The 23,761-nt window shown below is 57.2% G+C and carries 21 protein-coding genes; 14 read left to right on the plus strand and 7 right to left on the minus strand.

Going from position 1 to position 23,761, the window contains the following annotated elements; genetic code table 11:
• Positions 1–143 (plus strand): IS3 family transposase (locus tag AACY25_RS08645; RefSeq protein ID WP_339524979.1); only part of this gene is annotated, 143 nt, incomplete at its 5' end.
• 116 nt (positions 144–259) lie between these two features.
• Here AACY25_RS08645 and AACY25_RS08650 read toward each other — a convergent pair.
• Positions 260–1,246: a lysylphosphatidylglycerol synthase domain-containing protein gene (locus AACY25_RS08650; RefSeq protein WP_339523897.1), complete on the minus strand. Its 987-nt coding sequence runs from the start codon at positions 1,244–1,246 to the stop codon at positions 260–262.
• A gap of 296 nt (positions 1,247–1,542) precedes the next feature.
• On the opposite strand from AACY25_RS08650, the gene AACY25_RS08655 reads away from it, so the two are divergent.
• Positions 1,543–2,025: a CinA family protein gene (locus AACY25_RS08655; RefSeq protein ID WP_339523898.1), complete on the plus strand. Its 483-nt coding sequence runs from the start codon at positions 1,543–1,545 to the stop codon at positions 2,023–2,025.
• A 4-nt stretch (positions 2,026–2,029) separates the two neighbouring features.
• Here the strand turns inward: AACY25_RS08655 and AACY25_RS08660 are convergent, their stop codons facing one another.
• Positions 2,030–3,157, minus strand: coding sequence for a mechanosensitive ion channel family protein (locus AACY25_RS08660; protein ID WP_339523900.1), 1,128 nt, complete (start codon positions 3,155–3,157; stop codon positions 2,030–2,032).
• Between the two features lie 455 nt (positions 3,158–3,612).
• Between AACY25_RS08660 and AACY25_RS08665 the strand changes: the two genes are divergently transcribed.
• Positions 3,613–4,356 (plus strand): Crp/Fnr family transcriptional regulator, encoded by a 744-nt coding sequence (locus AACY25_RS08665; protein ID WP_339523901.1) that lies wholly within the window; start codon positions 3,613–3,615, stop codon positions 4,354–4,356.
• Positions 4,357–4,560: 204 nt separating this feature from the next.
• On the opposite strand, the gene AACY25_RS08670 is transcribed toward AACY25_RS08665, so the two are convergent.
• A complete protein-coding gene (locus AACY25_RS08670; RefSeq protein WP_339523902.1) occupies positions 4,561–4,956 on the minus strand; it encodes a DUF883 family protein in 396 nt (131 codons plus the stop codon).
• 903 nt (positions 4,957–5,859) lie between these two features.
• On the opposite strand from AACY25_RS08670, the gene AACY25_RS08675 reads away from it, so the two are divergent.
• Positions 5,860–6,327, plus strand: coding sequence for a DUF2383 domain-containing protein (locus AACY25_RS08675; RefSeq protein ID WP_339523904.1), 468 nt, complete (start codon positions 5,860–5,862; stop codon positions 6,325–6,327).
• A gap of 92 nt (positions 6,328–6,419) precedes the next feature.
• Here the strand turns inward: AACY25_RS08675 and AACY25_RS08680 are convergent, their stop codons facing one another.
• A complete protein-coding gene (locus AACY25_RS08680) occupies positions 6,420–6,794 on the minus strand; it encodes a hypothetical protein (RefSeq protein ID WP_339523905.1) in 375 nt (124 codons plus the stop codon).
• A gap of 707 nt (positions 6,795–7,501) precedes the next feature.
• Between AACY25_RS08680 and galU the strand changes: the two genes are divergently transcribed.
• On the plus strand, positions 7,502–8,365 hold the full coding sequence (galU, locus tag AACY25_RS08685) for a UTP--glucose-1-phosphate uridylyltransferase GalU (protein WP_339523906.1): 864 nt from the start codon (positions 7,502–7,504) through the stop codon (positions 8,363–8,365).
• A 187-nt stretch (positions 8,366–8,552) separates the two neighbouring features.
• Positions 8,553–9,023, plus strand: coding sequence for a hemerythrin domain-containing protein (locus tag AACY25_RS08690; protein ID WP_339411482.1), 471 nt, complete (start codon positions 8,553–8,555; stop codon positions 9,021–9,023).
• A gap of 49 nt (positions 9,024–9,072) precedes the next feature.
• Here AACY25_RS08690 and AACY25_RS08695 read toward each other — a convergent pair whose 3' ends face one another.
• Positions 9,073–10,035, minus strand: a complete 963-nt coding sequence (locus AACY25_RS08695) for a class I SAM-dependent methyltransferase (protein WP_339523907.1) — start codon at positions 10,033–10,035, stop codon at positions 9,073–9,075.
• A 14-nt stretch (positions 10,036–10,049) separates the two neighbouring features.
• Positions 10,050–11,459, minus strand: a complete 1,410-nt coding sequence (locus AACY25_RS08700) for an iron-containing redox enzyme family protein (RefSeq protein WP_339523908.1) — start codon at positions 11,457–11,459, stop codon at positions 10,050–10,052.
• Positions 11,460–11,648: 189 nt separating this feature from the next.
• Here AACY25_RS08700 and AACY25_RS08705 point away from each other — a divergent pair, with 189 nt between their 5' ends.
• The 4 genes from AACY25_RS08705 to AACY25_RS08720 all read left to right on the plus strand — a co-directional run bounded on the left by AACY25_RS08705 (position 11,649) and on the right by AACY25_RS08720 (position 15,021).
• Positions 11,649–12,797, plus strand: coding sequence for a carboxylate-amine ligase (locus AACY25_RS08705; protein ID WP_339523909.1), 1,149 nt, complete (start codon positions 11,649–11,651; stop codon positions 12,795–12,797).
• 62 nt (positions 12,798–12,859) lie between these two features.
• Entirely contained in the window at positions 12,860–14,026 is a 1,167-nt protein-coding gene (locus tag AACY25_RS08710; RefSeq protein WP_339523910.1) for a zinc-dependent alcohol dehydrogenase, read from the plus strand.
• 147 nt (positions 14,027–14,173) lie between these two features.
• Positions 14,174–14,521, plus strand: a complete 348-nt coding sequence (locus AACY25_RS08715; RefSeq protein WP_339523911.1) for a YgaP family membrane protein — start codon at positions 14,174–14,176, stop codon at positions 14,519–14,521.
• 77 nt (positions 14,522–14,598) lie between these two features.
• Positions 14,599–15,021, plus strand: a complete 423-nt coding sequence (locus AACY25_RS08720) for a hypothetical protein (RefSeq protein WP_339523912.1) — start codon at positions 14,599–14,601, stop codon at positions 15,019–15,021.
• A 43-nt stretch (positions 15,022–15,064) separates the two neighbouring features.
• Here the strand turns inward: AACY25_RS08720 and AACY25_RS08725 are convergent, their stop codons facing one another.
• Positions 15,065–15,439 carry a Rho termination factor N-terminal domain-containing protein gene (locus tag AACY25_RS08725; RefSeq protein WP_339523914.1) on the minus strand — a complete coding sequence of 125 codons (375 nt, stop codon included), beginning with the start codon at positions 15,437–15,439 and terminating at the stop codon, positions 15,065–15,067.
• A gap of 167 nt (positions 15,440–15,606) precedes the next feature.
• Here AACY25_RS08725 and AACY25_RS08730 point away from each other — a divergent pair, with 167 nt between their 5' ends.
• The 4 genes from AACY25_RS08730 (at position 15,607) to glgB (ending at position 23,736) form a co-directional block, all read left to right on the plus strand.
• Entirely contained in the window at positions 15,607–16,116 is a 510-nt protein-coding gene (locus AACY25_RS08730) for an MgtC/SapB family protein (RefSeq protein ID WP_339523916.1), read from the plus strand.
• Between the two features lie 135 nt (positions 16,117–16,251).
• Positions 16,252–18,237 carry an alpha-1,4-glucan--maltose-1-phosphate maltosyltransferase gene (locus AACY25_RS08735; protein ID WP_339523917.1) on the plus strand — a complete coding sequence of 662 codons (1,986 nt, stop codon included), beginning with the start codon at positions 16,252–16,254 and terminating at the stop codon, positions 18,235–18,237.
• 19 nt (positions 18,238–18,256) lie between these two features.
• The gene (gene treS / locus AACY25_RS08740) at positions 18,257–21,580 is read left to right on the plus strand and encodes a maltose alpha-D-glucosyltransferase (RefSeq protein WP_339523919.1); all 3,324 of its coding nucleotides are present in this window, start codon (positions 18,257–18,259) and stop codon (positions 21,578–21,580) included.
• Positions 21,577–23,736 (plus strand): 1,4-alpha-glucan branching protein GlgB, encoded by a 2,160-nt coding sequence (glgB, locus tag AACY25_RS08745; RefSeq protein ID WP_339523921.1) that lies wholly within the window; start codon positions 21,577–21,579, stop codon positions 23,734–23,736. The genes treS and glgB overlap by 4 nt, the downstream gene beginning before the upstream one ends.
• Positions 23,737–23,761 lie beyond the last annotated feature (25 nt).

The raw sequence follows: 23,761 nt of genomic DNA on the forward strand, positions 1-23,761 counted from the left end.
ACAGCACCAGGCAGGATGCTCGCGCTGATGTGTTCGATTACATCGAGATGTTCTACAACCCAAAACGCCGGCACGGTTTCAACAACCAGCTGTCGCCGGTAGAGTTTGAAAAGCGCTATTTCCAGAGCCTGGAGAGTGTCTAGAAAACCTGGGGCGATTCATAGAGGACGGCGAAGAGGATGGAAGCCTTGTTGGCAATGGAATCCATCTACCCTCAGTGGATTGCACTTCCCGCAGTCACCGGGAGTACCGCCGCTAATCATGAAGGCTGATCATGTGGTTTAAGCATGCCGGAGTGGCGGCGTAAGGTTTTCGCACGTTTCTCTAGGACGAGATACACCGCACAAGCCACCATCAGCGGCAACAGCAGGTAAATAGCTCGGTAGCCGATCAAGGCAGCGAGAATGGTGCCCTTGCTTAGCTCGTGCTGTAGCAGCGCAATAAACACCGCCTCCAAGACCCCAAGTCCGGCCGGGATATGCGTGATAACCCCAGCAATACTGCTAATCAGCATGATGCCAATCACTGTGGGGTACGTAACGCCGTCCGGCAGCAGCAAAAATACCACCAAGCTGGAAAGTGACCAATTGAGCGCGGCCATGCTGATCTGCAGCAAGGCTAGGGGCAACGTGGGCAGGGTGAGTTCGTGTTCGCGAAAGGTCCAGGCGCGCCGCTTGGCAAAGCGACAGGCCAATAGGTAAGTCATGGCAACGCCCAGCATCGCGATGCCGATCAGTTGCAAGCCCGTGGTTCCGATTTTCCAGTTTTCCGGCAGGTCCAGTAGGCGTAGAGAGAACACGATGCCGCCGATCAACACATAACCCACCCAGTTGGTCACCAGGCTGAAGCTGAGCACACGGGTGATGGTTGGCAAGTCCAGTCCTAACCTGGAATACAGGCGATAGCGCAGCGCAATACTGCCGACCCATGAGCTGACGTTGAGGTTGAAGGCATAACAGACGAAAGCCACCGGCAGAATCTGCCGGGCCGGGAGCTTGTGTCCGGTGTAGGCGCGGCCAAGCACATCGTAGCTGCTGAACAACACATAGCTGAGCATTGTGATCATGACGCACAGCAGTAAGGTGCGCGCACTGAACGATTGCAGCGCCTGTTTAACTTCTTGCCAGTCGAGGTTCTTCACCAGCATAAACAGCATTACTGGAACCATGATGAAGAAGAACAGGGTTAGCAGGCGCTTACCCCAGAGCCACCATAGATTTTTCTTGTTCGCCGAGACTTCGCTCATGGTGTTTATTAGTCCCTTTCACTGGGGCGTGCGTCCCGTCCATCATGCCTTTTGGCAGGTAGCAGAATGCAAACGCTGTAGGTAGTTGTTTTCGACCTGGCTGTGTCGAGGGCATTAAAAAAGCCCACTCATTCGTAGCTGCGCGCGAGGTCTCCTTATAGATGGCTGACCCTATGACCTCTCTGAAAGTTCGTCTTATTTCCCGCGGCAGCTGGAGTAATAGGTTGAACTTTGCAAGGCGCGCTGGCTTCCCATTTCTACAACAATTCCCTCAACTGCAGATAAGGTCTCAGCCCATGCACAGCGTTGAACAGGTGGTGAATTTTTTAGAGAAGTACCAGCTGAAACTGACGACGGCAGAGTCCTGTACGGCTGGATTAATGGCCTCCATGGTGGCGGAGGCAATGGGTGCTGGCGCGGTACTCGAATCCGGTTTTGTGGTGTATTCGCCTCAGGCTAAACATGCCTGTCTGGGGGTTAGCATGCAGACTATCGACACCTTTGGTTTAACCAGTGAAGAGGTAGCTCGGGAGATGGCAGTCGGTGCCATGAAACTCAGCACGGCCGATATCGTGCTGGCCAATACCGGCCTGGCCGAGGCAGATGGCGCAATGGATGGGGTGCAGTGTTTTGCCTGCGCCATGAAGGTTAATGGCCACAATGGCGTCGTGAGCGAAACCATGAAGTTTGCAGGCGAGCGCAACGAAGTGCGGACAGCTGCAGCACGCTATGCATTGCTGCAGCTGCCGTATTACTACGAGCGCCTGCGGCAGGTCTGAGCCGTCATACCGGAGGCTGCCGTTCCGGCTCACTGATCTCACCTTCAGCCGGCAGTTCGGCGCGATGTTCTTTCTCGACATCGGGTTTGAGTACGCCGCGCAGTTGCGGCAGGCAATGTGGGTAATTGCGGCTGATAAAGTTGATCAGGTTTTCCCGCAGATAGCAGCGCAGGTCCCAGTTGCGTGACGAGTCTGCGGAGCTGGCGAGTACGCGCAACTGGATACTGCGTTCGCCACTTTCGATCACTTGCAGCACGCTGACACGGCCGTCCCACAGCTCCGGAACCTCCTCGCAAAGTCGGGCCATTTCGCGGCGCAGGGGGTCTAGAGGTGTCGCATAGTCCACCCATAATGTCACCGCGCCGATCAGTGATGAGGTCATCCGCGTCCAGTTCTGGAATGGATTCTCGATAAACCACTGCAGGGGAACGATCAAGCGGCGGTCATCCCAGATGCGGACCACTACATAGGTACCGGTAATCTCTTCGATACGCCCCCACTCATTTTCCACAATCACCACGTCATCCAGACGAATAGGTTGGGTGAGAGCAATTTGTAGCCCGGCAATCAAATTGCCCAAAACAGGCTTCGCTGCGAAGCCCACAGCCAGACCCGCCAACCCGGCGGATGCAAGCAAGCTGGTGCCAAATTGGCGAGCAGAAGGGAAGGTCATCAGCATGGTAGAAAATCCGAACACGACGACCAACGTGCTAAGCGTGCGTACCAGCACACGGGTCTGCGTCTGGATACGCCGGGCGCGTAAGTTGTCACTGATATTGAGCGGATGATGCAAAAGAATGATCTGCTGGATTGCGTTCACCGCGCGCAGCCCTAGCCAAGTGACGCTGCCGATAATGCCCAGCGACGTAATGTGGCGTGCTGCGGCGATAAACAGAATGTCATCGGGGCTTGCACTCCAGACCATCTGAACGGCAAGCAGTGGCAGCAGTAGACGCAGCGGCGCCTTGGCCTGCAACAGTAGTTCGCGGGCGAAGGTGAACGAGCGGGTTACTCGCAGTAGCAGCACCATCAACCACTTGGTGGCAAGAGCCAGTACAAACGCGGCCAGTAACGCCGCCAGTAGAGCTCTTAAATCCGCTGTGGGGATATAGGCCAACCAGTCGGATGTCATGAAACTACGCCCTCGTGTGAATAAGAAAAGGTGGCGGTCCAGGTCGACAGGTTGAGCTGTGCGACAGGGAGCCGTAACGCTCCTCCTCAGCGTGATTGACCAGGCGCGAAGCAGCGCCATGGTTGAGTCATGAAAAGCAGCAGATGTTCCCCTTAATTGCCTACGGCAGACCTACAAAAATGCGGGTGTACTAGGCGGTGGAAGTTGCCTTGCACTCGATGGCTAACGAATTTTTGTTGAACGTTTAATAGCGGCCATAGCCAAACAACATATGACCAAGAAACTTGAGCGATTAGCCAATAGTGTTACGCCGATAGGCCGCGGGCACTTACTGCGTGGTGCTTGTACCGCGCAATTGCGTGAGCGTCTCCACGTGTAATAGTTGTTTTTATTTATCGCTTTTTATCATGACCTTCGACGTCGATGACCACCCTTCATACATATGGAATGACAGAATGGAACCCCAATCGACTCAGCAAAACCTTCTTTTAGCCGCTTTATCAAGGGATGTTCAAGAACGTCTGTTTAGCAGCATGGAGTGGGTGGAGCTGCCACAGGGAAAGGTCATCTACGAAGCGGGCGATACCGTACGCCACGTCTATTTCCCAACGGATGCAGTTATTGCCATGCTTTGTGTTATTGAGAGCGGTGCCTCCGTCGCGACGTCGGCCGTCGGCAATGAGGGTATAGCCGGCTTGGCTCTCTTTATGGGCGGTGAAAGCATGTCCAGCCGTGCGGTCGTGCACAGCAGTGGTCACGCCTATCGTTTATCCGGTCTGCGATTTTTGGACGAGTGCAACCGTCACGGCGAGTTGCAGCAGTTGATCTTGCGATACACCCAAGCGCTAATCACCCAGATGTCGCAAACTGCTATCTGTATTCGGCACCACTGTATCGAACAGCAATTGTGCTGCTGGCTGTTGTTATTACTTGACCGACTGCCAGGTAATGAGCTCGCCATGACTCAGGAGTTGATTGCCAACATGCTTGGCGTGCGCCGTGAAGGGATTACTGAAGCCGCAGGCAAGCTACAAAGGCAAGGCATTATTGAGTACTACCGCGGGCACATCACGGTGTTAGATCGTTTCAGACTCGAACAGTTGAGCTGCGAATGTTATGCGGTGGTTAAGAAAGAAACGGATCGCCTACTGCCTAATAGGCCCAGCCAGTTACAGGCGGTTAAGTACCATAGAAACTAAGGCTCACCAATCGACATCCATGGGTGTTTGCCTTGTGTGCCAATCGTGGCCACCTACTACAGCCAGAAGAGCACCAGGGGTGCTATTTACAAAGGCGGCAGCATTTTTAGGTGCCAGGCAAGGCAGAACATAACCGGCCAAATCTGTCCGGATCAGGCATGACCTCTTCTGCCTTCGCTCCATCCTTGCCTGGTCCGGGCGCAGCTAGCCCCGACGCGCAGTGAGCAACCCGAGCACGAAGGCAATTGCTGCGCTGGCCCCCACGACTGTCCACGGTTTTTCATGGACGTAATTGTTGGAAGTTTCTGCAGTCTGTTTGGCTCGCTGGGAGAGGCCACTGCCAACAGCCTCTGCGGAAACTTTCGCCGCCTCAATACGCGAGCTTAATTTGTTTCGAGCCTGCGCCAAGTCGTCACCCGTTAGGGTAGCCATGTCTTTAATGAGGTCCTCGATGTCGACCAAGAACGTATGAAAATCGTGCGCAACATTGGCTGAGCCGAGCTTCGTGTCGCCTCGTGCTGCTGGGCCTGCGACGATAGGGCCGGTGCCATTGCCCAGTGAATTAACACTTGGTCTGTTTATAGTGTTTGAGTTCTGCATAGTGACTCCTCATGTGATGAATATTGAGCTCAAGGAATATTGCGCGGCGATTACTGCCGCAATGAGTCATCACCATGAGTGGCGCGCCAAGATAAGTCTGTGCGACAGCGAACGATGATGTTGACCGTCTATCCTGCGTTTGGACTTTTGCTTAATGTCATATCGCCTGCATATGCACAAATTCGCATAGGTCCCGATTCTTATAACGGACGTGTTGGGTGTTCGGTGCCGCTCGAGAGGCAATAAGTCCGTAACGCCTCCCTCGTTGTCTATGAATGGACAGAGCATTTGCCCGCTACTTCTACCGGCCGAGCTCCACCCATATTTTAAGTAGACGACTGCCGACGGACGGCTAATTAAAAATTTGATTATTACTAAGAGAGGAGGGTCTATAGCTAGGTCGGAGGGATTTTTGATGCGTGCCAGTGATGATGCGAATGGCAGTGGCGCACCCGTGCAAGAAAACTTGCACTTATAGTTATGGCTATGCCGGTTTGAGAGGTGGGATTGGCTTCTTCTTTTGCGGGCCGGGAAAGCTAATCGTTGAATAGCCTCGCTTTTTACGTCATTCATCAAGCACCGTTTTGAATTTTTCAGGCCTTGTTGATGGTTCTCCGACTGTCGTTGTAGAAGGTGAACGAACTTTTTTTGAACGTTGAATAAGTATCAAGTGAAGCTGGGCGATATGATGGAAGCGGCGTGAGCAATTAGTTTGGAACGGTTGGGGAAAATTAATTATGCGATCATTAAGTGCAGTGGAAAAAAGATCAATCATTCAGAAGCCTAAATAAAGGCGTTGCGGTTTACCGCTTGGCTTGTGATCGCTTGAATGTTAGTCGACCGTGGTCGCGCCGCAGTGCATAGCGGATATACAGCTAATAAATCCTACGCATGGGAGGAAACATGCCTACTTTAGACAAGACAATAGCTCGCCTGAACCAAGTGCTTGCTACTTGCCACCTCGGTCAGGGGACGTTCGAATATTGTGCGACGAAAGCTAGCACTGAGGAGCTTCGTTCTCTTTTCAGCGACCTGGCAGTGAAGCTGTCCTTGATAGGTGATCAATTACAGCGGCAGATAACGCGCTATGGCGGACGGCCTGTCCAGCACGCGAGTGCGACTGACATGCTTTACTGCGCCCGGCAGCGGCTGAAGTTACTGCTCGAGAGGGACGATGATCGCGCCTTGCTGAGCGAGGGCTTGCAGCTTTTGAATTCAGTCGGTGAGGACATTGAAACGCTTGTTCAGGAGGAATTGCCTCCTCTTTTTAGAGATCCGTTAGTGGATCAGTACAACACGCTACTTCAGCGCCAGGTGCACCTGCGGGCGTTACTCGAAAATGCTCCTGATAATCCACGTTCAGAGCATTGAAGAGCTCTAGCTGTAGATTACCCACGTCGCGACTGAGTAAACGCGCAAAAATACCAGCCATGCACCGGCGCTGAGTCATTGCCAATTCTATGTTAGAAAGCTGGTATTTTTTTAATCGATTGAATTACCAAGTCTTCTAAGCTGACATTGTTAATCTCGTCGGTTGTGTTGATATTGGCCTGTTCGCAAGCCAAAGACAGTTGGCTGAATTCCCATGCCGATTGAAGCTGTTCTGTGTCCTGGCAATTACCTACGCAGCGTGCCTGATGCCGAGTCAGGCTTTCAAAGCCGCAAGTAGTTCGTGCTTGATAAGTTGGCGTGTATTCTCGAAGTTCGACAAAAGCATCTGGGGGGAAAATAAGCTTAAAGCTTACTGCGAACAGAAGCGCAATAAATGCGATGGCTTCAGCTTTCTTAGGTCGCTCTGAAAGTCTAGTTGTGTAGTATCGGTGATTTAAAATATCCATTTCTAAGCCCCGTTACATTCTAAGTGGGAGAGCTGCACCTATTTTTCACGTATCTTCCGTATATCCCACAACCTTGAGCTTTGTGTTCTAAAAATTGGATTTTGCGAGTAAGTGGGTAGGGTAGCAGCGCTGCAGCAATATTTCACTGCATCGCTTAAGTGATCTTCCCCCGCTTCATAAGCCACATCAAATTTTATCGATCGTACTGTAGCTGTTATGTCTGATATTTTTCCCGCGACGCGCTCTATCGTCTTCCCATCAGACGAAACAAATTTCAATAGAATACTGCCGTCAGGTCTCTCCGTAACCCGTACTGCATAACCTTCGAGGTTGGCGACTAGTACGTCCGGTTTCATTTTCTTTTCCTTAAGAATGGTGCGGCGAAATGAAACAATAGCGCGGGCGAAACTCAGTGCAACATTGGCAGACGAGCGGTATGAAACAATATTAAATTGATATCATATAAGTTATATTTAGGCTTGTGCTTTAAGGCTTGTGTACAGGTTGCGTATAGCTTTTGCTTGCTGTGCTTGTACTGAACTAGCCATTTTAGACGGCTGCTTACGGTGGGCCGAAACAGCAAGGTAAGTTTCAACCATTCAGGCGATAACCCAGTCTTTCAGACCATTCTGCGATAAAAAATCCTTGAACCTAGCGGCGTTTGAAAGGGTCAGCTTTTCTACAACCCACACTTTCGGTGCTATTCAATGATCAAGAAATGTTTGTTTCCCGCAGCAGGCTATGGAACTCGCTTTCTGCCAGCGACCAAATCGATGCCAAAGGAAATGCTGCCGGTGGTTGATACGCCACTTATCCAATATGGCGTAGAAGAGGCGCTGGAAGCCGGTCTGACTGAAATTGCCGTGGTCACAGGCCGTGGCAAACGCTCATTAGAAGATCATTTTGATATTAGCTACGAGCTGGAACATGAAATCTCTAATACCGGCAAAGAGAAGTCCTTGAGCGGTATTCGTCACCTTATCGAGGCGTGCAGTTTTTCCTATACGCGGCAAGTGGAAATGAAAGGGCTCGGCCACGCCATTTTGTGTGGGCGTCCGCTAATTGGCGATGAGGCCTTTGCCGTGGTGCTTGCCGATGACCTGTGTTTGAACGTCGACGGTGATGGTGTGTTGGCTCAGATGGTCAAGCTCTATGAGCAGTTTCGCTGTTCTATCGTTGCGATTCAGGAGGTTCCTCTTGAGGACGTCTCCCGTTATGGCGTGATTGCTGGCGAGGCAATCCGTGATGACATTTACCGGGTTGAACGAATGGTGGAAAAACCTCGACCTGACGAGGCACCGTCCAATCTGGCAATCATTGGTCGCTATATCCTGACGCCTGACATCTTCGCCCTTATTGAGCAAACAGTACCTGGAAAGAATGGCGAAATTCAGATCACCGATGCATTGCTGAAACAGGCCAAGCAGGGCTGCGTATTGGCGTACAAATTCAAAGGGCAGCGCTTCGATTGCGGCTCTGCGGAAGGCTATGTCGAAGCCACCAATTTTTGTTTTGAAAACATCTACAAGGCCAAGACTGCGCCACAGAGCCGGCGCTTGGAAGCTGTGTAGAACTTCGCGTTGTATTCGACCAAGGCTCCCGCTCGTCCAGCTGACTGGGGCGGCAGTGCCAAACATTGGATCTGCAGCAAGGTCAGCAACGGCGATGCTTTCGACGCGTTGGCGGCATTTTATAAACGAGCCAAGTTGTTTGAACTGTGGAGTTAGTAAACGCAAGAAAACCGATGAGGACGCAGAAATGGACGCCATTACATTACTCAAGAAAGATCATGAAACCGTAAAAGGTTTGCTCAGCCGCTTAAGTGACACCACTGAGCGCGCAGTGCAAACACGTAAGAAGTTGCTGCAAAAGATCGAGCTTGAACTGCAGGTGCATACCACCATTGAGGAACGGATTTTTTATCCTGCGCTCAAGGCTGCGGGCAGCAAAGGTGAAGGCGTGCTGACCGCCGAGGCTAAGGAAGAGCATCGCGCCGTGGATTCGCTTGTATTGCCCGATATCAAGGACACTGTGCCGTCTTCTATCGAGTTCTCGGGGCGCGTGAAGGTGCTCAAGGAGTTGCTGGAGCACCATATCGAAGAGGAGGAAAAGGATATGTTCCCAAAAGCTGCCAAGCTCTTGGGCAAGCAGAAGCTTCTGCAGCTGGGCGATGAAATGGAAGTCATGCAGAAAACCCTGAAAAACGATCTACAGGCCGCCGCGGCCTAAACAGCTACAGGGGAGCGGGCACGTCTGCAAAGGCCTGCTCCCTGACAATTCAAACCCCAGGCGGGCGCGTAAGCCTCAACGCTATACAGGCGATGCGCTCTGCTTGAGCGTAATCGGGCTTTTCCAGTTCCTCACCAAATACATCCGGGTCTATTTCCTCATAACTCCAGTCCCAGCCGAGGTCGTGTAGCGATGGCTGAATGGCGTCGAATAGGCTGTCCTGACCCTCGAATATGGCCACCCCGGTGTAGAGCAGCAAGGTACCGCCTGGTGCCAAGCGTTCCAGTGCGGCATCGAATATCTTCAGTGACAAGCCGGCCCCATGCATGCCGCCGCCATGCCGATAGGTGCGCCGGTCGGGGTCGAGCATATAGGGTGGGTTGGCGATGATCAGGTCAAAGTTACCAGCCACGTCACGCAGCAGATCACTGTGCGCCATTAACAGATTGCCAACCCCAGCCAGCTGCGTGTTGACGGCAGTAAAGGCGAGCGCTTGATCATTGATGTCCAGTGCTAGCACTTCGGCTTGCGGGCGCAGCAAGGCTGCAGTCAACGCGCCGGGCCCTGCACCGCAGCCGATATCGACGATGCGCGCGAGGGGCCGAGTGTCGTGCTGCAGGTAATCGCGCACTAGCCGCGCGAAGCGGTAGGTGTCGGGGCCAAAGAACACGGCGTCGGCGCGGTTGGTCGGAAAGCGTGAATGCACGAAAAGCACATCGCCCAGGCTTGACCACCGCACTCGACTGATCCAGCGCATGCCTTGTGCTTCCAGCACATCGGCCTGGCGCATTAGCTCGAACAGTTGGGCATCCAGGGTTTCGCGGCGAAAGGCCCGGCTCCAGCCGAAGATATCGCGCAGGTTACGTGCTTCTTGATTACCGAGGCGCTGGTTGACCCGTTGGTGGGTGGCCGGCGTAGGGGTAGTAAAACGGTAACCACGCTCGCGTAGCGCGGCGCCCAGGTTAACGAGAGCGATGGCGCTGGGTGAAGCGAGGGACGTGAAGTCCTGCATAGGGTTCTCCTGTCTCAACCAGCCAATGCGGCAAAGACGCGGGTTGCCGCCAACCCGGCAGAGGTCGGATGATAGACCGGGGCCAGCAACTCGATGAGCCGCGCTTCGCGTTGCGTGGCATCCATGCGCCGCAATTGCTTACGCAGCAACTGTTGTTCACTGTCCAGTTCGTGGCCTTCGTCCGGCTGCGTGGTGTCCGGCAGTAGGTCTGCGTGTTGGCGATTCTTGCGAAAGCCGCCGCTGTTCAGGCGTCTGGCGGTTTCTGTATCGAGCCAGTCGCCGGCTATCCAGTCGTGCACCAGTTGCTGTTCATAGTCGCTGAAGACACCGAACATCGCGGCTCCATCGCCGCGCACCAGATTCCAGAAACGGCTGTGGATAGGGTCCTGGTGACGTTTAATCCAGCCCCGGCGTTGCAGTGCGTCGAGGAATCCGCCGATGCCTTCTTGGCAGGCCAGCCATTGGTTGATCGTCCGTCCCTCGATGCGGCAGTAATCGGAGTGCACCTGGCCGGCCACCCCGCGCTTGTGCTCAAGCATTCGGTGCAGCTCCTGCTCCAGGTCGAAGCCGGCAATAACCGCCCGTGAGCTGACGCCTAGATCGTTGAGCCGATAACCCAAGGCAACCCGTTGATAGAACGCCTTGGCGTCACCCAGCAGCGGCAGGTTATCCAGCACCGCACGTACCGCCTTGGCCGCATGGCCGGTGCCGCTGTTGTCGATGGTCACATGCAGCTGAAAGTAATAGGGATCGATGTTCAGCTCTTCCAACTCGAACGCGCTGATCAGCAGATGCAAAGGCAGCTGCTCATAGCCAAGGTTGTAGCCGATGACCTCGGGTAGATAGTCGCTACCCATGTGACCAAGTGCCAACTGGATCGCGCCTTGCAGGTAAAGGCCATCGTCCAGATTGCTGAGGTCGTCGCAGCCTTGAGCGGCCAGCAGTTTGCGATATATCAGCACATGATTTTGCTGGGGGATGCCATCGCCCAGTTCTTCCAGATAGGTGCGCACCAGCGGTTGCATGCGTACGTCCCGCCAGTGCGGCAACGTGCCGTACAACCAGGCGCCATCGACGAGTTTGGTCGGTGCCACTGCACGCAGGAAAGACAGCGCTTGGGCACGGTGGCTGAAGTATTGGCGTGCAACACCGGCGCGCCGGTCAGCGAGGTAGGCTGCATATTGCTGAGTGACGGCTGCAGCCCCGCGAAGAGACCAGGCGTGTAACTGGTCAGGGCTGTCAGGCAGATCGCAGGGCAAGTCAGCGGCTTCCTCCAGGCGCTCATCGAGAAAGTCGCGCGCAGCCTCGCGTGCGTGCAGAGGCTCGGCCAACAGATGCCGATAGATCGGTTGCCACTGATCGCTGCTGGTGACAGACCGAGCGTGGTCGCTGAAGGAGGTGTCGACAAGGCTGAGGATGGACATTGGCTGGGCCTCCTGGCCGGTTTGGCAACAACCAGAAACAGCCTCGCGACTGATTCTGGGCCCCTCAGTTAGGAGGGCTTTGCGCAAGAAATAATTCCACCTAATTTCCCCCGCAAGCGCCGTGAGCGAACAGGTTGAACCATGCAGGCCGCTGCGTATCAACCACAAGAACCGCTTAAGGAAGGCGCCATGACAGACCGTTCAACCCCCACGTTCGGCATTGAGGAGGAGTATTTCCTCACGGATCTGCTCAGCCGGCGCATTCCCCGCCAGCCCGTGGAAGGCTTCGCTGCAGCATGCCAGGAGGCCCTGGGTAGCCTGGTCACCCGAGAGATGTTCGCCGCCCAGTTTGAGGTCGTCACCCCGGTTCTGCATAACCTGCAAGATGCCCGTGAATGCCTGAGTAGCGCACGCCGCACCCTGGCGCAGGTGGCCAGGGAGTTTGGCTTTGGCCTGGTGGCCGCTGGTACACAGCCGCTGGCGCAATGGCGGCAGCAGCGGCCTACCGGCGTTGCGCGGTATCAGCAGATATTCGATGACTTCCAGATAGTTGCCAGCCGCAGCGTCCTGGCGGGTTTGCACGTGCATGTCGGGGTGCCGGCCGAGTTGGACCGGATTCGCATCATGAACAGCGTCACGCCCTGGCTGCCTCTGCTCTTGGGCTTGAGTGCCTCTTCGCCATTCTGGGACGGTAAGCCCTCTGGGCTGATGAGCTATCGCCAAGCGGTTTGCGATGAGTGGCCGCGCATGGGCATTCCCGATCATTTCGACAGTGACGCCGACTACCAGCGCTACGTGCAGATGCTCTTGGACACCGGCTCGATTCGCACCTCGGCAGACGTGTGGTGGAACATCCGCCCGGCCGTTCGCTACCCGACTCTGGAGTTGCGCATCGCCGATGCCTGTCCGCGGCTTGACGATGCGCTGTGCATCGCGGCGCTGTTTCGGACCATGGTCAATTACGCCATTAATGCGCCCAGAGCCAGCTGGATCGATGACCCGATAACCCGCGTGATTACCCTGGAGAACCGCTGGCGAGCCAAGCGTTACGGCTTGTGCGGTGCCTTTATCGACCCCGCGACGCAGCGTGCGCTGCCTTTTGCCGAGTGGCTCGGTAGCGTGCTGCAACAGCTGCAGGCGCACATTGTTCCAGGCGACGAGCCTGCTGTGCAGCACGCCCAGTTCCTGGTCCGTGACGGCGGCAGTGCGCAGGCGCAACTGCACCAGTACCAGCAGGAGCGAGAGGCGGGGCGCCACCATGGCGAAGCCTTGGTGGCGGTGGTAGACACGCTGATGGCGCAGACCGAGTTACGCGAGGTTAAAAGGCGCAGCGAATAGCTTGAACATATGGACGGGTCTGATTTCGGAATAAACGTATGGGTTTTTCCAGGAGACGACTTATGCGTGCATTGACCTTTCACGGCAGCCACGACGTCCGCGTGGAGCAGGTGCCAGACCCGATCATTCAGGAGCCGGACGATATCATTTTGCGGGTCACCGCCACCGCTATCTGCGGTTCGGACCTGCACCTGTACCGCGGCAAGATTCCCCAAGTGAAACACGGCGATGTGTTCGGCCATGAATTTATGGGCGTGGTAGAGGAGGTTGGCCCGGCGGTTACTGCCGTAAACAAGGGCGATAGGGTCATCGTGCCGTTCGTGATCGCGTGCGGCAGTTGTTTTTTCTGTCAGCTCGACCTGCATGCTGCCTGCGAAACCACCAATCCCGGGCGCGGCGCCATCCTCAACAAGAAGCAAGTGCCGTCCGGCGCTGCGTTATTCGGCTACAGCCACTTGTATGGCGGCCTGCCCGGTGGCCAGGCGGAACTGGTGCGAGTGCCCAAGGCCAACACCGGACCGTTCCGGGTGCCCGATGTGCTAGATGACGAACAGGTGTTGTTTCTCACCGACATTCTGCCCACCGGCTATCAGGCGGTGATGAATGCCGGTGTAGGGCAGGGTAGCCAGGTGGCAATTTTTGGCGCTGGCCCAGTGGGGCTGATGGCCGCGGCGTGCGCGCGCATGCGCGGCGCCGAGCAGATCTTTATGGTCGATCAACACGCCTACCGTCTTGCCTACGCCCAGCTCACCTACGGGGTGATTCCGATCAACTTCGACGAAGTCGACGATCCGGCCGCCGCGATCATTGAGCAGACACCGGGCCACCGTGGCGTGGACGCGGTAATCGATGCGGTCGGCTTCGAGGCCAAGGGCAGCATCACCGAAACCGCACTTACCGCCCTCAAGCTGGAAACCAGTAGTGGTGTCGCCTTGCGCCAGTGTATCGCCGCCGTACGGCGGGGCGGCACGGTGAGCGTGCCGGGTGTGTACGCGGGGTTTATCCACGGCTTCCTGTTCGGTGACGCGTTCGACAAGGGCCTGACCTTCAAGATGGGCCAGACCCATGTACACCCGTTACTGCGGACTCTGCTCGAGCATATCCAGAAAGGTGATCTGCAGCCGGAGATCATCATCAGTCACCGTATGGCGCTGGCCGATGCTGCGCAGGGATACCGGATCTTCGACCAGAAGGAAGACGACTGCCGCAAGGTCATCCTGCGGCCCTGAACCACTCGACCGATAGGCGGAACCTTTGCCTATAGGCCCGCCTTCTAACACATCAGAACACCCTGCTTGGGAGCCGCTACAGCCGATGCGCAGCGGCCCCGGCAAACCATTGAGATGCGACCAACATCTCTTCCAGGAGGAGGCGATATGTCCACGAGCATTCACAACGTCCAGCGTATTGAACGCGTCATTTCCATTGCTACCGGTGCTGCGGCCATTGTCAGTGGTGTATACCAGGGCGGGACGACGGGCCTTATCAAGGCCCTAGGTGGTTTCGCCCTGGTGCAGCGTGGCGCCAGTGGGCACTGTTCGCTGAAGGCCCTGATCACTGACCCGCAAGCCGAGCTGGTCTACCTGCGCCAACGCGTGGCGGACCTGCGAGCGGCCCTCGACAAGCTTGAGGCGAACACTGGAAGTAAAAAACACGCCCAGGAGGCCAAGATGGATAACGCCCTGGAAGAAACCTTCCCGGCCAGCGATCCAATCTCGCCGTAAACCGCGCCTGGTACATAACTGAAGCAGCGATCGGCGGCTCCGGTCGTCCGATCAGCCAACTGATCCGGAGAATCATCATGACGACCCGTAGACCCGCTCCCTATACCCCTGAAATTGCCGACGACATCTTGGACTTCAGCGATGATGAAGACGGCCATGCCTTGGGCCAGCCCCCTACCAACGAAGTCGAGAAGGCTCCGCGCCAACCGGTGGCCGACCTCGGTCTGACTGGCGCTGCCACGCAGACTGACAGTGCCCACGAGGACAACGTGACCCTCGACGATCTCAGCCCTGACACGCTATTCGACGAAAGTGGCGCACGCTCGCCGACCGAACCCGGCGGTGATAGACCGGCGGATGAAGAACTGCGTACCGTCAAAGAGTCGGAAATCGGTGGCGGCAGTGGCCTCGACGAAGCTGAATTGGGCCGTTCCGCGCCCCTTGATGGCAAACCCTGGGCTGATGAAGTGGTGCCGACAGGCAAGGAGCGCAAGCACTGAGGGCCCGTGCGACGCCAATCCGCAGCGCCACCGCCTGATGCTCTCAATTGCCTTTGCGTAGCGCGTGTAGCAATTCGCTCTTGTCCATGCTGGAGCGGCCAGGCAGGTTGCGCTTACGGGCCAGGTCCAGTAACTCGTTCTTGGTCATGGCTTCCAGTTTCTCTCCCGGACGGGGCGTGCCTTTGCGGGTAGCCACCGCCCGGCGCGCAGATGATTTACGGGCCGATTGCTTAGCCGTAGTGCTGGTGGTCTGCCCGGAGCCACTTTTCTCACCGCCGCCGGACTGCTTGTTAACCGTCGCCCAGGCGCGGGCTTCCGCCTCATCTTCCGATACACCCTTGGCCTTGTAGCTGTCTTCGATGTGCTCAGCCTTGCGCTTCTGCTTGTCGCTGTAGCTGTCTTTGCTCCCACGTGGCATGTCGGATCTCCCGGTTCGCCACGGGCGAAATTGCCACGTGGCGTGTACCGGGAAGAAGCCTGAAATCATGCGTTTGTTCCCCCTGTCGGATGAGTGGCGCCGGTTCGATTAAGCGAACCTCTGGACACTTTTCACCTCAGAAGAACATGCCCCCTGTGGAGACCCCGATGGACATTCTCGAGCGCATCCTCGCGACCCTGGTGCTGGAGTTTTCTGATTTGCGCCAGGTCGAACACCTGACTCGCGCCACTCTGCGCCTGTGCCTAGCTACGTTTCTGGGTGGCCTGTTGGGTTATGAGCGCGAAGTTATGGGCAAGGCAGCCGGCGTTCGCACGCACATGTTGGTGAGTTTGGGTGCCGCGATTTTTGTCATGTCCCTGGAGCAAGAAGGGGCCGACCATGACGCGATGAGCCGGGTTATCCAGGGCGTTGCCGCAGGCATTGGCTTTCTGTGTGCGGGCACCATCCTCAAAGGCCAGAGCATCGCCGACGTCAAGGGACTGACCACCGCCGCCGGTTTATGGGCCTCTGCCGCTATTGGAGTTGCGGTGGGCCTGGGCCGTGAGGCGACGGCGGTATTGTCCACGGTGCTGGTGCTGATGGTGCTTCATGTTATGCCGCTGGTCGTGGATCCGAACTCGAACAGCAAGGACAACAACACGGACAAGGAAGACTAACCGGCCTGAAAAAGCCTGAACTTTTCCAGCCGCCGTAGCCTCGGACTAGAAGAGGCTGGCGTTGTCGTTCCGGCATGTTGGCCTCATCGCCGACACCCGTAAAACGTCTACAAGGCGTGACAGGAGCCAGGAACGATGCCGTCCCCCGAATACGCCAACAGCACCATCCGCCGTGCCATCCAGCAACCCCGTCTGGCCATTGAGAACATTCAACCGGTTCTCGAGGCTGGGCGGTTCGCGGTGAAATGCCAGTGCGGCCGTCCTGTGCAGATCAGCGCAATAATCTTCGCCGATGGGCATGATCAATTGGCCGCCGATGTGTTGTGGCGAGCAGGTCAGCAGGCCGTCTGGCAGCGCATCGCGATGCAGGCGCTGGGTAATGATTACTGGGGCGCCAGCCTGACAATCGAGACCGAGGGGCCGGCCGAGTTCGTCATCGAAGCCTGGCACGATGTTTATGCCAGTTTTCGCTCTGAACTGGTCAAGAAGTTTGCGGCCGGCGTATCAGTGAGCATGGAGCTGCAAGAAGGCGCAGAGCTGGTACGGCGCATCTGCGCAAGTGCACCCACTTCGCTCAAAGATCAACTGGCGGACCTGGTAAGCCGCATGGAGGCCGCTCAGTCGACTGAAGAGCGCGTCGCGATTTTGCTCGATCCCGCCATCAGCGAACTGATGCGCCGTGCTGAGTACCGGCCGCATTTGCTGCGCAGCGCCAGCTACCGACTTGATGTCGAGCGCCGTCTGGCGGAGTTTGCCAGTTGGTACGAGCTGTTCCCGCGTTCCGAAAGCGCTGAACCTGGCCAGCATGGCACCTTTGCCGACGTGCATCGACGTATCCCTGAAATCGCCCGAATGGGCTTCGATGTGCTGTATTTCCCGCCGATTCATCCCATCGGCACGACGCACCGTAAGGGTCCGAATAACAGCCTGACAGCCGGGCCGAATGACCCAGGCAGCCCTTATGCCATTGGCAGCCCGGATGGCGGCCACGATGCTATCCACCCCCAACTGGGCAGCGTTGATGACTTCCGTGAACTGGTGCGTGTTGCGCGCCAGCATGGCCTTGAGGTAGCGCTGGATTTTGCCGTGCAATGTTCGCCGGATCACCCGTGGCTGCGCGAGCATCCCGGCTGGTTCAGCTGGCGTGCGGACGGCAGTATTCGCCACGCGGAGAACCCGCCGAAGAAATACGAAGACATCGTCAACGTCGAGTTTTATGCGGCCCAGGCCCTGCCTGATCTCTGGCTGGCCTTGCGTGATGTGGTGCTGGGCTGGGTCGAACTCGGCGTGACGTTGTTCCGCGTAGACAACCCGCACACCAAACCGATGCCGTTCTGGGAATGGCTGATTGCCGAAGTGCGCGAGCGTCATCCGCAGGTGATTTTTCTCTCCGAGGCCTTCACTCGGCCCGCCATGATGGCGCGCCTGGGCAAGCTCGGCTTCAGTCAGAGCTACACCTACTTCACCTGGCGCAATACCAAGGCCGAGTTGCAGGACTATTTCAGCGAGCTCAACCAGCCGCCATGGCGTGACTGTTACCGGCCAAATTTTTTCGTCAACACACCGGACATTAATCCGTTCTTCCTGCAGCGCTCTGGCCGGCCTGGTTTTCTTATCCGCGCCGCGCTGGCAACCATGGGGTCTGGCCTGTGGGGCATGTATTCCGGTTTCGAGCTGTGCGAGGCAGCGCCAGTGCCGGGTAAGGAAGAGTATTTCGACTCGGAGAAGTACCAACTGCGCCAGCGGGACTACCAGGCAATGGGCAATATCTCCGCGGAAATCGGCCGGCTTAATCAGATCCGCCGCGAGAATCCGGCCCTGCAGACTCATCTCGGTTTCCAGGCGTACACCGCTTGGAACGACAACATCCTCTACTTCGGCAAGCGTACTGCGGACCGCTCCAACTTCGTTCTTATCGCCATTAGCCTGGACCCGAACAACGTTCAGGAGGCGAATTTTGAGTTGCCGCTGTGGGAGTTGGGCCTGCCCGACGATGCCGACCTGGAAGGACAAGACCTGATGAACGGCCACCGCTGGACCTGGCACGGCAAGGTGCAGTGGATGCGCATTGATCCCTCGCACCTGCCTTTCGGTATCTGGCGTATTCAATCCGTTCGCTGAAAACAGGAGTACGCAGACGATGGCTAAGCGCAGCGATGCCAACACATTTCTCAACGATCCCCAGTGGTACAAGGATGCGGTGATCTACCAGGTCCATGTGAAATCGTTTTTCGACGCCAACAATGATGGTATCGGTGACTTCCAGGGCCTGATCAACAAGCTCGACTACATTGCCGACCTGGGGGTCAATACCCTGTGGTTGCTGCCGTTCTATCCCTCGCCGCGGCGTGATGATGGTTATGACATTGCCAAGTACCGCGGCGTACATCCGGACTATGGCAGCCTTGCCGATGCCCGGCGGTTTATCGCCGAAGCCCATCGCCGTGGCCTGCGTGTCATCACCGAACTGGTGATCAACCACACCTCCGATCAGCATCCTTGGTTCCAGCGCGCGCGCCACGCGAAAAAGGGCTCCAAGGCGCGCAATTACTATGTGTGGTCCGACAGTGACGAGAAGTACGACGGCACCCGGATCATCTTTATCGACAGCGAGAAGTCCAACTGGACCTGGGACGCCGTCGCCGGTCAGTACTTCTGGCACCGGTTCTATTCGCACCAGCCGGATCTCAATTTTGATAACCCCATGGTGCTGAACGCCGTGCTCGGGGTGATGCGCTTCTGGCTCGATATGGGCGTCGATGGCCTGCGTCTGGATGCAATTCCCTATTTGATCGAACGCGACGGCACCAACAACGAGAACCTGCCAGAGACCCACGCGGTACTCAAACGCATCCGTGCCGAGCTGGACAGCCGTTATCCCGACCGTTTGCTGTTGGCCGAGGCCAACCAATGGCCAGAGGACACGCGGCCGTATTTTGGTGGTGAGGAAGGTGGCGAGGGCGACGAATGTCACATGGCTTTCCACTTCCCGCTGATGCCGCGCATGTACATGGCCATCGCCCAGGAAGACCGCTTTCCGATTACCGACATCCTGCGCCAAACGCCGGAAATTCCGCCTAACTGCCAGTGGGCGATCTTCCTGCGCAACCACGATGAACTGACGTTGGAAATGGTCACCGATGATGAGCGTGACTACCTCTGGAACTACTACGCCGCAGACAGCCGCGCGCGCATCAACCTGGGTATTCGGCGCCGGCTGGCACCCTTGGTCTCCAGGGACCGTCGGCGCATCGAACTGCTCAACAGCCTGCTGTTGTCGATGCCCGGCACGCCAACGTTGTACTACGGCGATGAGATCGGCATGGGCGACAACATCTATCTCGGCGATCGCGATGGGGTACGTACACCGATGCAATGGTCAGTTGATCGCAACGGTGGTTTTTCCCGGGCCGACCCAGCCAGCCTGGTCCTGCCGCCGATCATGGACCCGCTTTACGGCTACCAGACCATCAACGTCGAGGCGCAAGCGCGTGATCCGCACTCGTTGCTCAACTGGATGCGGCGCATGCTCAATATCCGTAGCCAGTCTAAGGCGTTCGGCCGTGGCACCCTGAAAATGCTGGCCCCAAGCAATCGGCGGATTCTGTCCTACCTGCGCGCGCACACCAACGAGCACGGGCATGAAGAGCACATTCTCTGCGTGGCCAACCTGTCCAGCGCTGCCCAGGCGGTGGAGCTGGAGCTTGCCGACTACCGTGATCGGGTGCCGGTGGAAATGATCGGGGGGGCTTCCTTTCCGCCAATTGGTCAGCTCACCTATCTGTTGACGTTGCCTCCTTACGGCTTTTACTGGTTCTACCTGGCCGATGCCTCGCAGATGCCCAGCTGGCACCAGCAACCGGTAGAACGCATGCCTGAGCTGCAGACCCTGGTTCTTGCCCGCGCGTTGAGTGAGGTCATGAACGACAGACCGCGGCGCACTCTTGAACAGGAATCGCTGCCGCTGTACCTGCCCAAGCGCCGCTGGTTTGCCAGCGAGCAACAGCCTGGAGGCGAGGTGCGCCTGTTGTATGTCGTCCCACTGGGGCAGGGCGCGGATGCGCCCTTGCTGGCCGAGGTGGCGGTGCCGGGCGAGCAGGGCGTCGAGCATTACCGGCTGCCGCTTGCGGCTGTCGCCGAACGGGCTACTGGTAGCGATTTGCCGCAGCAATTGGCGCTGGCCCGACTGCGGCGTGGACGACATGTTGAGCTGCTTACCGATGCCTTCAGCCTGCCGCGTTTTAGCCTGGATATGCTGCGCCTGCTGCGCAGCAATGCGGTCCTGCACAGTGAGGCGGGGGACATTCAGTTTCATCCTGAGCCGGCATTGCTGGAGTTCGCTGAAGCCGATGAGACACAGGTCAAACTGTTATCGACCGAGCAATCCAACAGTTCCTCGTTAGTCGGCGAACAGCTGATGCTGAAACTGTTACGTCGCGGTTTTCCGGGTATTCACCCCGAGGCCGAGATGGGCCGCTTTCTGAGCGAGCAGGGTTATACGAACGTGGCGCCATTTCTCGGGGAAGTGGTGCGCATTGATGAACACGGTGTTCCGCATACTTTGATGGTGGTGCAGAAGTACCTGAACAATCAGGGCGACGCCTGGCTGTGGACTCTTAATACCCTCGACCGCGCTATACGTGACGAGCTGCTGGGCGGTACGAGCAGTCCAGGGCTTGATGCACTGGCCGAGCTTGAGGCTTTTTCCGCTCTACTGGGTAAGCGTGTGGGTGAAATGCATGCGGTACTGGCACGCCCTGTAGAAAATTCGGATTTCGGTTATCAACTTAGCGATGAGCGCGACAGCGCAGAGTGGGCGACAGCGATTGGCGCGCAGTTACGCGAGGCCCTGAGTGTGCTGAGCAAAAAACGGGAGAGTGTGCCTTCGGCGCTTTCGCCCCAGGTGGACTGGCTGTTGGCCGAGGAGCGCTCGTTGCAGCACGCCGTAAGCCATCTGGCCACACTGGCTGCCGGTGGTCTGCGTATTCGTGTGCATGGCGATCTGCACCTCGGCCAAGTGCTGGTGGTGCAGGGCGATGCCTACATCATTGATTTCGAGGGCGAACCCAATCGCTCGCTGGCGCAGCGCCGGCAACGTCACAGCCCGCTCAAGGATGTTGCCGGCATGCTGCGCTCCTTCGATTACGCGGCCGCCCTGGCGCAGCGTAATGCTGCCGGGGTGGATGCCGCCACTGATGCGCAGCAGGACGCGATCAACGAGATCATTGCCCGCTACCGCAGCACCGCCCGCACTGTCTTTATGCAGGACTACCGTCTAGCCGCTGGCGGATTGCCTCATGAATGGCACGCCAGGGACGGTGAGGGTGCAGCCCTGGACCTGTTCTGCCTGGAAAAAGCGGCTTATGAAATCGTTTATGAATGCGGACATCGGCCCGATTGGATCGATGTACCGCTGCAGGGCCTGACTGATCTGGCCCGTAAACTTCTGGGAGTGCACACGTGAAGCAAGACAGAGTAGGGGGCCTGCTGCGGGCCGAGGACGGCGACCCGTTTAGTTTTCTCGGCCCTCATCCGCAGGCCAACGGCACGCTGGTACGGGTCTGGATGCCCGGTGCCGAGGGTGTGGAGCTACTGGCAACTGATGGCCATTCTCTGGGCGCTATGCAGCGCACCGATGCGCAGGGGCTCTTCGAGTTAACGATGGACCAAGCCCAGAGCTACCGATTGCGTATCCACTGGCCTGATGGACAGCAGGAAACTGAAGACCCATATGCCTTTGGTCCCTTGCTGGGCGAGTTGGATCTGTATCTGTTTGCCGAGGGTAACCACCGCGAACTGTGGCGCTGCCTGGGCGCCCAGCACGAGACCCGTGAGGGCATCGAGGGGGTGCGCTTTGCGGTCTGGGCCCCCAATGCGCAACGGGTGTCGGTAGTGGGCCACTTCAACAGCTGGGATGGGCGGCGCCATCCCATGCGGCTGCGTTATCCGGCGGGGGTCTGGGAGCTATTTATCCCGCGTCTGCAAGCGGGTGAGTGTTACAAATACGAGATTTTGGCCGCGGGCGGTGTATTACCGCTCAAGGCTGACCCCCTGGCTCAGGCGACCGAATTGCCGCCAGCAACGGGGTCACGAGTGCCACAGCCTGCAGCGTTCGACTGGCAGGATCAGCAATGGATGGAACACCGACAACAGGCTCAAGGGCCGCATGCGCCATTATCGATCTACGAGCTGCATGCCACGTCTTGGCAATGGCACGATGACCGTCCTCCTTGCTGGGATGAATTGGCGGATAAGCTGATTCCCTATGTGCAGAACCTTGGCTTTAGCCATATCGAATTGATGCCGATCATGGAGCATCCTTTCGGCGGGTCGTGGGGTTACCAGCCACTCTCGATGTTCGCCCCTACGGCGCGCCTGGGTGATCCGCAGCGGTTTGCCGCCTTTGTCGACCGCTGCCACCGTGCCGGCATCGGGGTCATTCTCGACTGGGTGCCGGGCCACTTTCCCAATGACGCGCACGGCCTGGCCGAGTTCGACGGTACGGCGCTTTACGAATACGCCCATCCATTCGAAGGCTTTCATCCGGATTGGAATACCTGCATCTACAACTTGGGCCGTACCGAGGTGCACGGCTTTATGCTGGCCAGCGCGCTGTACTGGTTGCGTGAGTATCACATCGACGGTTTGCGCGTGGATGCGGTGGCCTCAATGCTGTACCGGGACTATTCGCGTGAAGAGGGCGAGTGGATACCCAACCGTCACGGTGGCCGGGAAAACCTTGAGGCCATCGAGTTTCTCCGCCATCTCAATGAAGTGATCAGCAGTGAGGTGCCGAGCGCTTTGGTAATCGCCGAAGAGTCCACGGCTTGGCCGGGGGTCAGCCGGCCTGTGCAGGAGGGCGGACTGGGTTTCTCGCACAAGTGGAATATGGGCTGGATGAACGACAGCCTGAGCTATGTGCAGAAAGACCCGGTCTACCGGATGCACCATCACCACCAAATCACGTTCGGGCTGCATTACGCCTTTTCCGAACGGTTTATCCTGCCGATTTCCCATGATGAGGTGGTGCACGGCAAGCATTCATTGCTGGGGCGGATGCCGGGTGATCGCTGGCAACAGTTCGCCAATTTGCGTTTGTATTTCGCCTTTATGTGGACTCACCCCGGCAAGAAATTGCTGTTCATGGGCTGTGAATTTGGCCAGTGGCGCGAATGGAACCATGACCAGCAACTCGACTGGTACCTGCTGCAGTACCCCGAGCATGCGGCGGTTCAGTCACTGTTGAGCGAGCTGAATCAGCTGTACCGACGCGAGCCAGCTTTGCACGGGCAGGATGAATGCGAAGCAGGCTTTCAATGGTTGGTCGGCGACGATGCGCGCAACAGTGTGTTTGCGTGGATCCGCCATGCCCCCGGCAGCCCGCCGCTTTTGATCGTGCATAACTTCACGCCCCAGGTACACACCGCGTATCGGGTAGGGGTGACTCAGGCAGGTACTTGGGAGGTTGTACTCAACACCAACGAGGACCGCTGGAGTGGTTCGGGGGCGGGCTGCAAGGGCAACGTGGCCAGTGAGGCAATTGCAGCCCACGGCCAAAGCCAGTCGTTGTTGCTTGAACTGCCGCCGCTGGGCAGTTTGATTCTGCGCCCGCTGCAATAGAGCAGCAGCCTGAAGGAGCTCATGG

The organism is Pseudomonas sp. EA_35y_Pfl2_R111, from assembly GCF_963970955.1.
GTDB lineage: Bacteria > Pseudomonadota > Gammaproteobacteria > Pseudomonadales > Pseudomonadaceae > Aquipseudomonas.